This is a genomic window from Streptomyces sp. NPDC087422 (assembly GCF_044744145.1).
GTDB lineage: Bacteria > Actinomycetota > Actinomycetes > Streptomycetales > Streptomycetaceae > Actinacidiphila.
In genome coordinates this window covers 662,227-676,487 of the sequence record NZ_JBIUXT010000004.1, presented here as the reverse complement: position 1 = coordinate 676,487, position 14,261 = coordinate 662,227, and the positions used below count along the sequence as shown (strand labels likewise).

General features: G+C 74.6%; 14 protein-coding genes. 9 read left to right on the top strand and 5 right to left on the bottom strand.

Annotation, left to right across the window (positions count from 1 at the left end; translation table 11 throughout):
* Positions 1 to 209: 209 nt before the first annotated feature.
* The 6 genes from ACIO6U_RS16325 (at position 210) to ACIO6U_RS16300 (ending at position 7,397) form a co-directional block, all read left to right on the top strand.
* Entirely contained in the window at positions 210 to 932 is a 723-nt protein-coding gene (locus ACIO6U_RS16325) for a class I SAM-dependent methyltransferase (protein ID WP_401719488.1), read from the top strand.
* Positions 933 to 1,029: 97 nt separating this feature from the next.
* Positions 1,030 to 1,863 (top strand): M55 family metallopeptidase, encoded by an 834-nt coding sequence (locus tag ACIO6U_RS16320; protein WP_188281247.1) that lies wholly within the window; start codon positions 1,030 to 1,032, stop codon positions 1,861 to 1,863.
* On the top strand, positions 1,856 to 3,226 hold the full coding sequence (locus tag ACIO6U_RS16315; protein WP_391049556.1) for a M20/M25/M40 family metallo-hydrolase: 1,371 nt from the start codon (positions 1,856 to 1,858) through the stop codon (positions 3,224 to 3,226). Before ACIO6U_RS16320 ends, ACIO6U_RS16315 begins: the two co-directional genes overlap by 8 nt.
* Entirely contained in the window at positions 3,223 to 5,217 is a 1,995-nt protein-coding gene (locus ACIO6U_RS16310; RefSeq protein WP_401719484.1) for an LpqB family beta-propeller domain-containing protein, read from the top strand. The genes ACIO6U_RS16315 and ACIO6U_RS16310 overlap by 4 nt, the downstream gene beginning before the upstream one ends.
* A 113-nt stretch (positions 5,218 to 5,330) precedes the next feature.
* Positions 5,331 to 6,254: an LD-carboxypeptidase gene (locus ACIO6U_RS16305; protein WP_355339518.1), complete on the top strand. Its 924-nt coding sequence runs from the start codon at positions 5,331 to 5,333 to the stop codon at positions 6,252 to 6,254.
* An 84-nt stretch (positions 6,255 to 6,338) separates the two neighbouring features.
* Positions 6,339 to 7,397, top strand: a complete 1,059-nt coding sequence (locus tag ACIO6U_RS16300) for an NAD-dependent epimerase/dehydratase family protein (protein ID WP_401719481.1) — start codon at positions 6,339 to 6,341, stop codon at positions 7,395 to 7,397.
* A 133-nt stretch (positions 7,398 to 7,530) separates the two neighbouring features.
* On the opposite strand, the gene ACIO6U_RS16295 is transcribed toward ACIO6U_RS16300, so the two are convergent.
* The gene (locus tag ACIO6U_RS16295) at positions 7,531 to 8,649 is read right to left on the bottom strand and encodes a HAMP domain-containing sensor histidine kinase (RefSeq protein WP_355339181.1); all 1,119 of its coding nucleotides are present in this window, start codon (positions 8,647 to 8,649) and stop codon (positions 7,531 to 7,533) included.
* Entirely contained in the window at positions 8,642 to 9,454 is an 813-nt protein-coding gene (locus ACIO6U_RS16290) for a response regulator (RefSeq protein ID WP_391163655.1), read from the bottom strand. The genes ACIO6U_RS16295 and ACIO6U_RS16290 overlap by 8 nt, the downstream gene beginning before the upstream one ends.
* Positions 9,455 to 9,758: 304 nt before the next feature.
* Between ACIO6U_RS16290 and ACIO6U_RS16285 the strand changes: the two genes are divergently transcribed.
* The 3 genes from ACIO6U_RS16285 to ACIO6U_RS16275 are packed head-to-tail and all read left to right on the top strand — an operon-like array spanning position 9,759 to position 11,925.
* Positions 9,759 to 10,568 carry a glycosyltransferase family 2 protein gene (locus ACIO6U_RS16285; RefSeq protein WP_401719755.1) on the top strand — a complete coding sequence of 270 codons (810 nt, stop codon included), beginning with the start codon at positions 9,759 to 9,761 and terminating at the stop codon, positions 10,566 to 10,568.
* Positions 10,565 to 11,254, top strand: a complete 690-nt coding sequence (locus ACIO6U_RS16280; protein ID WP_401719477.1) for a DUF2064 domain-containing protein — start codon at positions 10,565 to 10,567, stop codon at positions 11,252 to 11,254. Before ACIO6U_RS16285 ends, ACIO6U_RS16280 begins: the two co-directional genes overlap by 4 nt.
* Positions 11,251 to 11,925, top strand: a complete 675-nt coding sequence (locus ACIO6U_RS16275; protein WP_355339190.1) for a class I SAM-dependent methyltransferase — start codon at positions 11,251 to 11,253, stop codon at positions 11,923 to 11,925. Before ACIO6U_RS16280 ends, ACIO6U_RS16275 begins: the two co-directional genes overlap by 4 nt.
* Positions 11,926 to 11,972: 47 nt before the next feature.
* On the opposite strand, the gene ACIO6U_RS16270 is transcribed toward ACIO6U_RS16275, so the two are convergent.
* The 3 genes from ACIO6U_RS16270 to ACIO6U_RS16260 all read right to left on the bottom strand — a co-directional run bounded on the left by ACIO6U_RS16270 (position 11,973) and on the right by ACIO6U_RS16260 (position 14,155).
* Positions 11,973 to 12,410: a hypothetical protein gene (locus ACIO6U_RS16270; protein ID WP_391049565.1), complete on the bottom strand. Its 438-nt coding sequence runs from the start codon at positions 12,408 to 12,410 to the stop codon at positions 11,973 to 11,975.
* Positions 12,411 to 12,476: 66 nt separating this feature from the next.
* The gene (locus ACIO6U_RS16265; protein ID WP_401719473.1) at positions 12,477 to 13,001 is read right to left on the bottom strand and encodes a hypothetical protein; all 525 of its coding nucleotides are present in this window, start codon (positions 12,999 to 13,001) and stop codon (positions 12,477 to 12,479) included.
* Positions 12,998 to 14,155 (bottom strand): molybdopterin-dependent oxidoreductase, encoded by a 1,158-nt coding sequence (locus ACIO6U_RS16260; protein ID WP_401719470.1) that lies wholly within the window; start codon positions 14,153 to 14,155, stop codon positions 12,998 to 13,000. Before ACIO6U_RS16260 ends, ACIO6U_RS16265 begins: the two co-directional genes overlap by 4 nt.
* Positions 14,156 to 14,261 lie beyond the last annotated feature (106 nt).

The window sequence follows — 14,261 nt, the reverse complement described above, 5'->3', positions numbered from 1 at the left end:
GGTTCCGTCCGAGGCGTTCAATACGCCGCTGCCGTCGATTCCGTCCGAGGCGTCGGTTCCGTCCGTGGCGTCGATGACGTCGGCGCCGTCGATTCCGCCCGGGCCGTTGACTCCGAAGTGACGGTCCGGTAGCTCCTGATGCGGGCACGGTCGGCGGCCGTGCCTGTGCCTTTTTCTACGATCGCGGTCCTGGGGAGTGGTGAGTACGCGTGAACGTGTCCAGCGGGTATGAGCAGGCGTGGGAGAGTTTCTGGCAGGACGCGCCCCACGAGCCCGGCGGAGTCTTCTGGGACTGCGCCCCCGAGCTCGCGGCGGAACAGCACTACCCGCACTTCCGGGCGTACTTCGACCCCGGCCTTCCGGTGGTGGACCTCGGCTGCGGGAACGGGACGCAGACCCGCTTCCTGGCCGAGCGGTACGACCGGGTGGTCGGCGTGGACCTCTCGCGGGAGGCGATCGACCGGGCCAGGCGCGACGATCCGCACGGGGTGGCGGAGTACCAGCGGCTGGACGCGGTGGACACCGACGCGGTGGAGCGGCTGCACGAGGAGATCGGCGACGCCAACGTCTACATGCGCGGAGTGCTGCACCAGTGCGAGCCGGAGGACCGCGGTCGGCTGGCGGACGGCATAGCGGTGCTCACCGGGCACCGCGGCCGGGCCTTCGCGCTGGAGCTGGCGGAGGCGGCCAAGCCGGTGCTGATGGGGCTCGCGCAGGGGCCCGCCGGACCGCCGCAGAAGCTCGGGGCGATCTTCGCGCACGGCATCGCGCCCGGCGAGGTGTCGGACGCGGCGCTGCCCGGATTCTTCCGGGCCGCCGGGCTCGAAGTGCTGGCCGACGGTGAACAGCCCCTGGTGACAACGGAGTTCAGGGTGGACGGGACACGCATAGAGATACCGTCGAAATGGCTGGTGGCGGGCCGTACCGGCTGATTCCCCCACCCGCTTCACTGGTCTGGACCACTGAAGTTATCCACAGGCCGGGCCCGGCCCTGGTGCGCCCTCCGGCCGCCGCGTAACGTGACGCAACATGAAGATCCTGATCTCGGCGGACATGGAAGGCGCGACGGGTGTCACCTGGCCCGCCGACGTGCTGCCCGGCAGCGAGCAGTGGCAGCGCTGCCGCCATATGTTCACCTCCGACGTCAACGCCGCCGTCGCGGGCTTCTACGACGGCGGCGCGGACGAGGTGCTGGTCAACGAGGCGCACTGGACCATGCGCAATCTCCTGCTGGAGAAGCTGGACGAGCGCGCCCAGATGCTCACCGGCCGCCACAAGGACCTGTCCATGGTCGAGGGCGTCCAGCACGGAGACGTGGACGGCATCGCCTTCGTCGGCTACCACACCGGCGCCGGGACCGAGGGCGTCCTCGCCCACACCTACCTCGCCAACTCCATCACCGGCGTGTGGGTCAACGGCGTCGCCGCCAGCGAGGGCAGGCTCAACGCGCTGGTCGTCGCAGAGTACGGCGTCCCCGTGGTGCTGGTGACCGGCGACGACAGGACCGGGATCGACGCCGAGGGGTACGCGCCGCAGGCCCGTACCGTCGCGGTGAAGGACTACGTGTCGCGTTACGCGGCCGTCTGCCGCCCGCCCGCGCGCACCGCCGCCGACATCAGGGCCGCCGCCAAGGACGCCGCCGCGCTGGCCGTGCGCCACGAGCCCGCGCAGGCCGGGCCCTTCACCGTCGAGCTGGAATTCGACGCCGTCCACCTGGCCGGGGCCGCCACCGTGGTGCCCGGCGTGGAGCGGACGGGGGAGCGGCGTGTCGCCTACACGCTGCCCACGATGTACGAGGGCATCAGGGCCTTCAAGGCGGTCACCACACTCGTGTCGCAAGCGGTGGAGGAGCAGTATGGCTGAGCGGACCGCCGAGCGAGACGTCCGGCACGACGCCGTGGACGCGCGGGCACTCGACGAGGTCGTGACCTTCACGTCCGACCTCATCAGGATCGACACCACCAACCGCGGCGGCGGCGACGGCAACGAACGGCCCGCCGCCGAATACGTCGCCCAGCAGCTCTCCGACGCCGGGATCGCAGCGCAGATCGTGGAATCCGCGCCCGGCCGCGCCAACGTGCTCGCCCGGATCGCGGGCAGCGACCCGGCCGCCGACGCGCTGCTCGTCCACGGCCACCTGGACGTCGTGCCCGCCGAGGCCGCCGACTGGACCGTGCACCCCTTCTCCGGCGAGATCAGGGACGGCGTCGTCTGGGGCCGCGGCGCCATCGACATGAAGAACATGGACGCGATGGTGCTCGCCACCGTCCGCGCCTGGGCCCGTACCGGACACCGCCCCACCCGCGACATCGTGCTCGCCTTCACCGCCGACGAGGAGGACAGCGCCTCCTACGGCTCCGGCTTCCTCACCGAGAAGCACGCCGACTTCTTCGAGGGCTGCACCGAAGGCATCAGCGAATCCGGCGCCTTCACCTTCCACGCCAGCGACGACCTGCGGATCTATCCCGTCGCCGCGGGCGAGCGCGGCACCGCCTGGCTCAAGCTCACCGCACACGGCAAGGCGGGCCACGGCTCCAAGGTCAACCGGGACAACGCGGTCAGCCGACTGGCCGCCGCCATCGCCCGGATCGGCGAGTACGACTGGCCCGTCCGCCTCACCGCCACCGTCACCGCCGCGCTCACCGAACTGGCCGCGCTCTACGGCGTCCCCGCCGACCAGGCCGCCCTGGACGACGTCGACACCCTCCTCGAACGGCTCGGCGCGGCGGCCGACCTGGTCAGGCCCACCGTCCGCAACAGCGCCAACCCGACGATGCTGCAAGCCGGTTACAAGGTCAATGTGATCCCCGGCTCCGCCACCGCCTACGTCGACGGACGCATGCTGCCCGGCGCCGAGGACGAGTTCGCCGCCACCATGGACCGGCTCACAGGACCCGACGTCGACTGGGAGTTCCACCACCGCGAGATCCCGCTCCAGGCCCCGGTCGACTCCCCGACCTACGCCGCGATGCGCGAGTCGCTGGAACACTTCGACCCGCAGGCGCACGTCGTGCCCTACTGCATGTCCGGCGGCACCGACGCCAAGCAGTTCTCCCGGCTCGGCATCACCGGCTACGGCTTCTCACCGCTGCGGCTGCCCCCCGGCTTCGACTACCAGGCGCTCTTCCACGGCGTGGACGAGCGAGTGCCCGTCGACGCGCTGCACTTCGGCGTCCACGTCCTCGACCGCTTCCTGCGCGCCACGGGAACGGAGGCCGGAGCGTGACCACGACCACCGGGAGCACCACCCCGCACGGTGCCTGGCCCTCACCCGTCGACGCCACCACGGCCGCCGCACACGACGGTAGCCCCGAATTCGTCGGCATCGTCGGCGACGACGTCTGGTGGACCGCGCCCCGCCCCGCCGAAGGGGGCCGCCGCGCGCTGATCCGCCGCAGGCCCGACGGCACCGAGGAATGCCCGCTGCCCGCGCCGTGGAACGTCCGCAGCCGCGTCATCGAATACGGCGGCACCCCCTGGGCGGGCGCCGTCGTCGACGGCGCCCCGCTGGTGGTCTTCGCCAACTTCGCCGACCAGCGGCTCTACGCCTTCCGCCCCGACGAGCCGCAGACCCCGCCGCGCCCGCTGACCCCGGTCGGCGCCGTCGGCGGCGGACTGCGCTGGGCCGACCTGACACTGCACCGCGAGCGCGGTGAGGTCTGGGGAGTCCTGGAGGAGTTCACCGGCGACAAGCCCACCGACGTACGCCGCGTGCCCGCCGCCGTACCGCTCGACGGCTCCGCCGCCGACGACCGCGCGGCCGTACGCGAACTGGCCGCCGCCACCCACCGGTTCGTCACGGGACCCCGCCTGTCGCCCGACGGCACGCGGGCCGCCTGGACCGCCTGGGACCACCCGCTGATGCCCTGGGACGGCACCGAACTGCGGATCGCCGACGTCACCGCCGACGGCACCTTCACCGCCGCCCGCACCCTGATCGGCGGCCCCGAGGAATCCGTCACCCAGGTCGGCTGGGCGGCCGACGGCACCCTGCTCGCCGCCACCGACCGCACCGGCTGGTGGAATCTGCACCGCGTCGACCCGGCCACCGGCGAAGCCGTCAACCTCTGCGCACGCCAGGAGGAATTCGGCAACGCGCTGTGGAAACTCGGCCACCACTGGTTCGCCCCGCTCGACGACGGCCTGATCGCCGTCCTGCACGGCGTCGGCGCCCTGCGGCTCGGCCTGCTCGACCCCGCCACCGGCGAGGTCACCGACGCCCCCGGGCACTGGACCGAGTGGAATGCGACCCTCGCCGCGTCCGGCAGCCGCGTCATCGGCGTCGCGGGCAGCGCCCGCACCTCGTACGAACTGGTCGAGCTGGACGTCAAGACCGGCCGCACCCGCGTCATCGGCAGCGCGCACCACGACACGGTCGACCCCGCCTACGTGCCCGACGCCCTGGCCAGGACCTTCACCGGCCCCGGCGGGCGCGAGGTGCACGCGCAGGTCTACCCGCCGCGCAATCCGCTGGTCACCGCCGAGGGACCCGCGCCCTACGTCATCTGGGTGCACGGCGGACCCACCAGCCGCGCCGCGATGGTCCTCGACCTGGAGATCGCCTACTTCACCTCCCGCGGCATCGGCGTCGCCGAGGTCAACTACGGCGGCTCCACCGGTTACGGCCGCGCCTACCGCAACCGGCTGCGCGAACAGTGGGGCGTGGTGGACGTCGAGGACTGCGCCGCCGTCGCCGAGGGGCTGGTCGCCGAAGGCGTCGCCGACCCCGCGCGGCTGGCCATCCGCGGCGGCAGCGCCGGCGGCTGGACCAGCGCCGCGGCCCTGACCACCACCGACACCTACGCCTGCGGCACCGTCATCTACCCGATCCTCGACCTGCGCGGCTGGTCGCGGGAGGGCGGGGAGACGCACGACTTCGAGTCGGAGTACCTGGAGTCGCTGATCGGGCCGCTCGACGAGGTGCCCGAGCGCTACCGCGACCGCTCACCAGTCCACCACAGCGACCGGATAGACGTGCCGTTCCTGCTGCTCCAGGGCCTGGACGACGTGATCTGCCCGCCCGTGCAGTGCGAGCGGTTCCTGGAGGCCGTCGCCGGACGCGGCATCCCGCACGCGTATCTGACCTTCGAGGGCGAGAGCCACGGCTTCCGCCGCCTGGACACCATGGTCACCTGCCTGGAGGCCGAACTCGCCCTCTACGGCCAGGTCTTCGGCTTCACGCCGGAGGGCGTCGCGCCGCTGGAGCTGCACACATGACGGAGAGTTCTACGGCTGCCGCTGCCGCCTCCTCCGCTTCCGCCGCCGACGCCTCTGCCGGACGGGGCTCCGGGGGCGGACCGCGGCAGGCGGCCGGCCCGGTCGGCGGGCCGGTGCCCGCGCTGATCCGTCCCCGGCGGCTGGCGCCCGGCGACCGGATCGGCGTCGTGGCGCCCAGCGGCCCCGTACCGCGCGAACGCCTCGACGCGGGCCTCGACATCCTGCGGAGCTGGGACCTCGACCCCGTCGTGGCACCGCACGTCCTGGACGACCACCCCTCCGGCTACCTCGCGGGCACCGACCGGGCCCGCGCCGACGACCTCCAACAGGCGTGGTGCGACCCGTCGTTGGCGGCCGTGCTGTGCGCCCGCGGCGGCTACGGCGCGCAGCGCATGGTCGACCTGCTCGACTGGGACGCCATGGGCGCGGCCACACCCAAGGCGTTCATCGGCTACAGCGACATCACCGCGCTCCACGAGGCGTTCGCGACCCGGCTCGGCCTGGCCACGCTGCACGGCCCGATGGCGGCGACCGAGACCTTCCTCAAGGACGGCCCCACCCAGGACCACCTGCGGCGCACCCTCTTCACGCCCGACGAGACCCTGACGCCCACCTCCCCGACCGCCCGCACCCTCGTACCGGGCCGCGCGGCCGGGGTCACCCTCGGCGGCTGCGTCAGCCTGCTCGCCTCCGACCTCGGCACCCCGTACTCCCGCCCGTCCGCCGCGGGCGGCATCCTCGTCCTGGAGGACATCGGCGAGGAGCCGTACCGACTCGACCGCATCCTCACCCAACTCCTGCGCTCCGGCTGGCTCGACGGCGTCGCCGGAATCGTCCTCGGCTCCTGGCAGGACTGCGGCCCGTACCCCGCCGTCCGGTCCCTGATGACCGACCTCCTCGGCGGCCTCGGCGTACCGATCGTCGAGGAATTCGGCTTCGGCCACTGCGAGTCCACGCTGACCGTGCCGCTCGGAGTGCCCGCGGTGCTGGACGCGGACGCGGCGACGCTCACGTACGAGGTGCCCGCGCTCGTGTGAGGCGGCGCGGGGAGTTCTTACGGAGCGCTGACGCCCCGGCCGGGCCCGGCCCATCGGCCCGGCCGGGACCGTACGGTCGGGCCCATGCTGGTACTTGTCACGGGAGGCGCGGGCTTCATCGGCTCGCAGATCGTCACCGCGCTGCGCACCGCCGGACACCGGGTACGGGTCCTCGACGCGCTGCTGCCCGCCGCCCACCGGGCCCCACCGCCGCCCGTGCCCGACGGCGTCGAATCGCGGCACGGCGACGTCCGCGACCGGGCCGCCGTCGAGGAGGCCCTGCGCGGCGCCGACGCGGTCTGCCACCAGGCCGCCATGGTCGGCCTCGGCAAGGACTTCGCCGACGCCCCCGACTACGTGAGCTGCAACGACCTCGGCACCGCCGTGCTGCTCGCCGCCATGGCCGACGCGGGCGTACGGTCGCTCGTCCTCGCCGGGTCGATGGTCGTCTACGGCGAAGGACGTTACGAGTGCGCGCGGCACGGCGTCGTACGGCCGGGGCCGCGACAGGTCGCCGACCTCGACGCGGGCCGCTTCGAACCGCCGTGCCCCCGCTGCGGCGAACCGCTCGCGCCCGGCCTCGTCGACGAGGACGCGCCCGCCGACCCCCGCAACGTCTACGCCGCCACCAAGCTCGCCCAGGAACACCTCGCCGCCGCCTGGGCCCGCGCCGCCGACGGCCGGGCCGTCTCCCTGCGCTACCACAACGTCTACGGGCCCGGCATGCCCCGCGACACCCCCTACGCCGGTGTCGCCGCCCTCTTCCGCTCCGCTCTCGCCCGCGGCGAGGCCCCCGCCGTCTTCGAAGACGGCCGCCAGCGCCGGGACTTCATCCACGTCGCCGATGTGGCCGCCGCCAATGTCGCCGCCCTCACCCGGCTCGGCGACCGGCCGCCCGGCGGCCTGCGCCCCTACAACATCGCCACCGGCACGCCGAGGACCGTCGGCGAGATGGCCACCGTCCTGTCCGCCGTCACCGGGGGGCCCGCGCCCCGCGTCACCGGGGCGTACCGGCTCGGCGACGTCCGCCACGTCACGGCCTCCGCGGCCCGCGCCCACCACGAACTCGCCTGGTCCCCCCGCGTCCCCTTCACCCAGGGCGTCACCGATTTCGCCCACGCCCCCCAACGCCCTTCGGCCTAGCCGGCCAGGCCCCCCATCCCGCAGGCGGCTGCGCCCCCGAGCGCGCGGGAACTGCGCGAGCAACCCACCACCGGCCGGTGGTCCGGGGACGACCGACTTGCCCCCTGCCCCTGAAGGCACGGGGTGCCGCCCGTTAGAGGGGGGCGGCGGGGAGGACGACGTCGAAGCGGCAGCCGCCGGGGACGTTGTGCACGGCGGCACGCCCATGATGGGCCTCGACGATGCCACGGACGATGGCGAGCCCGAGCCCCGCCCCCGCCGGAGGCGTCCGCGCCCCGGTCCCGCGCCACCCGGTGTCGAAGACGCGGGGAAGGTCGTCGGCGGGGATGCCGCCGCAGCCGTCGGTGACGGAGAGCACGACGGAGCCGGAAGCGGCGTCGCGCCGAGCGGAAACGGCGACGGTGCCGTCCGCGGGGGTGCGGTGGATGGCGTTGGCCAGAAGATTGGCCAGGACCCGCGTCATCTCACGGCCGTCGACCTCCACCGGCACCGGCTCGACCCCGTCGCCGACCAGCCGTACCCCGTGCTCGCGCGCCAGCGGATTGGCACCCGCTATGGCGTCGCCGACGAGGTCGTACATCGACATGCGGGTGGGGGAGAGGGCGAGAACGCCCGCCTGGATGCGGGAGAGTTCGAAGAGGTCGCCGACCATGCCGCTGAGCCGGTCGACCTCGGCCCGTATCTGCTTGTGGTAGCGGGCCGGGTCCTCCGCTATGCCGTCCTCCAGCGCCTCGGTCATCGCCCGCAGCCCGGCGAGCGGCGTCCGCAGGTCGTGCGAGATCCACGCGACCAGCTCGCGGCGCGACGCCTCAAGGGCGCGCTCGCGCTGGCGCGAGTCGGCCAGCTTGGCGCTGGTGACGGCCAACTCACGACCGAGTTCGGCGAGTTCGGCCGTGGGCGCGTGCGCGGGAGCGGCAAAGGCGTCGCCGTCGCCGAAGGCCCGCGTGGCGGCGGCCAGCGCGCGGCTGCCCGCCACGACCCGCCGCCCCAACAGCAGCGTGACGCCCAGCGACACCACGGCCGCCATCCCGCACACCGTCGTGACCACACCCAGGTCGTGCTGCGACAGGAACATCGCCCACGCCACCGACAGCGTCCCCGCGAGCATCGCCGCCACCGTCACGACGGCGACCACGGCGAGCGACAACGCCACCGACCGGTGCCGCAGCAGCCGCAGCGCGACCGCTCCGAGGACCCCGGCCGCCCCCGCCCCGGCCGCCGCGTAGGCGGCGATGAGCACCACGTCACGCATCGTGTCCCCCGCCCGATGCCGGGGCCGCGCCCATGTCCCGGTCGCCCACCGGGTCGTCCGTGGGGTCGTCCGCCGGGTCGTCGGACGGGTCGAAGCGGTAGCCGACGCCCCAGACGGTGGTGATCAGGCGGGGCCGGGCGGGGTCGGCCTCGATCTTCTCGCGGAGGCGGCGGACGTGGACGGTCACGGTGGAGAGGTCGCCGAATTCCCAGCCCCAGACGCGGCGCATGAGTTCCTCGCGGCCGAGGACGCGGCCCGGGTGGTGGAGGAAGAAGGCGAGGAGGTCGAATTCGCGGATGGTGAGGGGGAGTTCGGCGCCGTGGCGGGTGGCGCGGCGGGCGGCCGGGTCGAGGGCGAGGGAGCCGGAGCGCAGCCACGCGCCGGGGGCGGAGGCGGGGTCGGGCGGGCTGCCCGCGCGGCGCAGGACGGACTCGACGCGGAGCACCAGCTCGCGAGGGCTGAACGGCTTGGTCACGTAGTCGTCCGCGCCGACTTCGAGCCCGAGGATGCGGTCGTCCTCGTCGCCACGGGCGGTGAGCATGACGACCGGCACGGGTCCGTTCTCGCGGATACGGCGGCAGACCTCGAGGCCGTCCATGCCGGGCAGCATGAGGTCGAGGACGACCAGATCGGGCCGGAGGGCGGCGGCGCGGGCGACGGCGGAGGGGCCGTCGGCGACGCGCTCGACGGCGAAGCCCGCCCGGTCGAGGTAGCCCGCGACGACCTCGGCGACGGTCGGGTCGTCGTCCACGACGAGGACCCGGCGGCGCGGGGCCGGGGCGGCGGGCACGGTGGGGCTGGTCATGCTGTCGAGTCTGACACCCGCCACGGACAGTGACGCCGGGCCGGAGGCCGGGGAGCGGTGCCGTCCGTGTTTCGTAAGGATCGCGGGTCCGTTATGTCCCTTGCGTCTCCGTAGGGTGATCCGTGTGACCAAGCCATCGCCCACCGTGGCCGGCGTCCCCGGCGTCCCCGGCGTCCCCGGCGTCCCCGGCATCCCCGGTGACGTCCGGTCCGCCGTCCCGGCCGACCTCCGCCCGGACGCCCGCCCCGATGTCCGTGCCGGCTCCCGCCCCGGCCCCCGTCCCCCCGCCGTCGCGGACGTCGTCCTGCCGTGCCTCGACGAGGCCGCCGCCCTGCCCTGGGTGCTGGACCGCGTCCCGCCCGGCTGGCGCGCGATCGTCGTGGACAACGGCTCCACGGACGGCTCCGCCCGGATCGCCGCGGAACACGGCGCGTACGTCGTGCACGCGCCCGTACGCGGCTTCGGCGCCGCCTGCCACGCCGGACTGCTCGCCGCGACCGCCGACGTCGTCTGCTTCTGCGACTGCGACGGCTCCCTCGACCCGGCGCTGCTGCCGACCGTGGCGGGGCCGGTGCTGGACGGCGCCGCCGACCTGGTGCTCGGCCGCCGCCGCCCCACCACCTTCCGCGCCTGGCCGCCGCACGCCCGGCTGGCCAACCTCCAGCTCGCCCGGCTGCTGCGCCGCCGCACCGGTCTGCGCCTGCACGACCTCGGCCCGATGCGGGCCGCCCGCCGCGAGGACCTGCTCGCGCTCGCCCTCACCGACCGCCGCTCCGGCTACCCGCTCCAGATGGTGGTCCGCGCCGCCGACGCGGACTGGCGGATTCGCGAGACCCCCGTCCCGTACGCGCCGCGCACCGGCCGCTCCAAGGTCACCGGCACCTGGCGCGGCACCTGGCACGCGGTCCGCGACATGACGGCGGTGCTGAACGAAAGAGCCGGTGACCTTGGAGCGGCCGGTGGCGAGATGGCCGGTGACGGGAGAGCCGCTACCGAGATGGCCGGTGACGGGAGAGCCGCTACCGAGCAGGCCGGGAACGCGACGGCCGGCAGCGAGTCGGCCGGTCACGCCACCGCGGGCACCGACTCGACGGTTACGGCGGGTGCCCGATGAAGGCCGCGACGACGCTGCTGGTGATCGCCAAGTCGCCGGTGGCCGGGCGCGTCAAGACCCGTCTGACGCCGTACTGCACGGCCGCCGAGGCCGCCGTCCTGGCCGAGGCGGCGCTCCGGGACACGCTGGCCTTGGGCCTCGAACTCCCCGTGAGCCGACGGGTGTTGGTCCTGGACGGCGCTCCGGGACCGTGGCTGCCGGACGGCTACGAGGTCGCACCGCAGACCGGCGGCGGCCTGGACGAACGACTGGCCGGGGCCTTCGCCCTGTGCACGGGACCCGCGCTGCTGGTCGGCATGGACACCCCCCAACTCACCGCCGTCCTGCTGGAGTCCGCGCTGCGGCCGGACGCGTGGGACACCCGCGACGCCGTCTTCGGACCCGCCGCCGACGGCGGCTTCTGGGCGCTCGGCCTCGCCGAACCCGCCCGCCCCGACCTCCTCCTCGGCGTCCCCATGTCCACCCCGCACACGGGCGCCGTCCAGCGTGCCCGCCTCACCTCCGCCGGACTCCGCGTCCACGACCTCCCCTTGCTGCGGGACGTCGACACCCCGTCCGACGCCGCCGACGTCGCCGCCCTGGCACCGGCCACGCACTTCGCCGCGGCCTGGCGCCGCCTCGCCCCCATGAGCCGTCCCGCCACAGCCACCGCCACCGCGCCCGCCGCCGCCGGTGCCGCCCGGTGACCACCTCCGTACCCGTCGCGCGGTCCGCCACCGCGACCACCTGGGGCGGCGATCCGTACGCGCGCGCCCTGGTCAGCGGGCGCGGGCCGCTGTTCCTGCGGCGGGAGGACGGCTGGCTGCTGCCGCTCGAGGTCGAGCGCTGGTGCGCGCCGCCGGACGCCGCCGACCGTACGATGCTGCGCCGTTGCCGTGGACCGGTGCTGGACATCGGCTGCGGTCCCGGTCGGCTGGTAGCCGCCGTCGCCGGGTACGGGGTGCCGGTCCTCGGGCTCGACGTGAGCCCCGCCGCCGTGGCCCGCACCAAGGGCGCGGGCGGCGCGGTCCTGTGCCGCTCGGTCTTCGACCGCCTTCCCGCGGAGGGCCGTTGGGGCACCGCGCTGCTCGCCGACGGCAACATCGGCATCGGCGGCGACCCGCACACCCTCCTCGCGCGCGTACGCGAACTCCTCGCCCCCGGAGGCCGGTTGCTCGCCGAAGCCGCGCCGCACGAGGTGGACGAGCGGGTGACCGTACGCGTCGAGGACGCCCACGGACGGCAGGGCCGCGACTTCCCGTGGGCCCGCCTCGGCCCCCTCGCGCTGCGCGCCGCCGCGCGCGCCACCGGCTGGTCGGTGGCGGAGGAGTGGTCGACGTCGGGCCGCCGCTTCGCCGCTCTGGTCAGCGTGCGGTAGGCGCGTGACGGCTCGCGCAGCGGCGTCCCGACACCGAGCCCGGTACGTCAACTCGGCGTCAGCGTGGCCTCCATGACCCGGTAGCGGCCGGACGGGATGTCGTTGTCCATACGGATCCGCAGCGTGCCGGGCTCACCCGCGTCGACCGCGATGCGCCAGATCCACCCCTCGGCGTACTCGCCCTCGACGTCGATGCCGTGCGGTCCGGGCGTGCCGTGCATCAGCAGCGGGGCGGGCTGCTGGTGCCAGGAGTCCGCCCACAGCGCGGTGAGCCGGGTGTTCTCGTCGGTCGCGCCGACGGTGAGCATGCCGTCCTGCGGTCCGTCGTCCGGGTGCTGCCAGGTGTAGGTGACGCAGGCCAGGTGACCGGCGGCGCCGAGGACGACCCGGGCGCCGGCGGGGGCCTCGTGGAAGGGGTCGGTGGGCATGAGCCGGAAGCCGGACCGTCCGTGCCAGGCGCCGGGGACATCGGGGAATACCGTCATGCCCCCATCCTGGACTCCCCGGCGCCGGGCCGCTCGAAGGCGCGGTCCCAGGGCCGGAACACGAGGTCAGCGGCGCCGCCCGCGCGCCGTGCGTCCCACCGCGGCCACCCCCGCCGTCCCGGCCGCTCTCAGCCGTGGACCCGCACCGCGTACCCTCCGCCCCAGTTCGCGCCGCCCCGCCCACCCCCGGCGGCCGACCGCCCCGCACAGGGCGAGGGCCAGGACCGTACCCACCGCGATGGCGAGGCCGCGCGGATAGTCCAGGGGGAGGACGGACGGGTTGGCGGTCGGGCGCGGGCGCAGGAGCACGGGCAGGGCGATCAGGACGAGGCTGCCCGCGACGACGAAGGGCCACCGCGGACGGAGGCCGGGGCGGGTCGCGGCCAGGGCGCCGAGAGCGAGGACGGCGGGGACCAGGACACCGTCGTGGAGCACGACGGCGCCCACGAGCCACTCCGCCACCGCGGGCCAGTCAGAGATATGAGGGTCCGTCAGGAGCAGCGTCGCGCCGAAGGCCATACCGGCGAGGCCGACAGCGCCGACGCCGTACCGCAGGAGGGTCGCCGGGCGTACGGCGGTGGGGCGTCTCATGTCAGCACCTCGAGACGGGTGACCCATTTGGTCTGGAGGACGCCCGGCCGGTTGGGGGCGATGATCCGGGCGGGGAAGCCGTGGTCGGGGGAGAGGACGTCGCCGTTCAGGGACAGCGCCAACAGGGTCAGCGGGTCGCGGGCGTAGAGGTCGCCCATCTCCATCACGGCGTAGGCGCCGTGTTGTTGGAGCGAGACGACGCGGACCCGCGCGTGGTCCGGGGCGCCCGCGCGGTCGAGGAGGTCGCGGATCCGGATGCCCGACCAGTGCGCGTTCTTGCTCCAGCCCTCGACGCAGGCGATCGGCAGCACCACGGAACGCTGTGGCAGCGCGCGGAGTTGAGGCAGCGTCAGTTCGTACGGGCGCGGGCCGCGTACGGTCAGACGCCAGTCGGCCAGGCGCGCCGCCGTGATGCCCGCGGCGGCGGCCGTACGGTTGACCGGCAGGTGCTGCGGGCCGTGGTCGGGGTGGCGCGGGGCCAGCAGGTCGAGGTCCTTGAGCGGGGTGAGGCTCTGCCCGACGGTCGTCACCGTCACGGCGCCGACCGCCGCGCCCACCGTGGCCAGGAAGGCCCGCCGGTCCCGGCCGTCGGCGGCGGGCAGCCGCAGCGTGCCCGGTGAGCGGCGCCACCAGTGCGCCGCGATCTCCGGCGCCTTCACCGCGATGTGCAGCGCCAGCGCGCCCACCACGACCCACGCCAGCGCCCAGTGGGCCGGGCGGAAATTCCACGGCCAGGGGTACCACTGCACGGTGTTGAGCAGGCCGGTGACCAGTTGCAGCAGCGTCGCCGCGACCAGGACCAGGACCGACAGCCGCTCGAGCCCGTGCAGTACGGATCGCAGCGGCGGCCAGGCGAACAGCCGCGGATAGACCGTCCACAGCTTCGCCAGCACCAGCGGGATCGCGGCGATGCCGGTCGCCACATGCGTGCCCTGGGTCAGCCGGTAGCCCCAACTCGGGCGGCTGGGAAGGTGGTTCACCGCCCAGCTCGGCGGCTGCTGCAAATAGTGGCTGACCAGCCCGGTCACGAAGCACACGACCAGCGCCGCCCCCAGCACCCGCCCCAGCGACACCGCCGTCCGCGCGTCGTGCAGCCGCCCCCTGAACGCGCCCTCCCGAAGCGGCCCCACCCGCGCCCACGCCGGAAACAGCACCCCCGCGGGCCGAGCGTGAGGCTTCGGAGCCCGCGGGGCGGGCCGTTCGGGAGGCGGAGGAGGTGTATCGGTCATGAGGCCATCTCACCCCCGCCGAGGCCCCCGC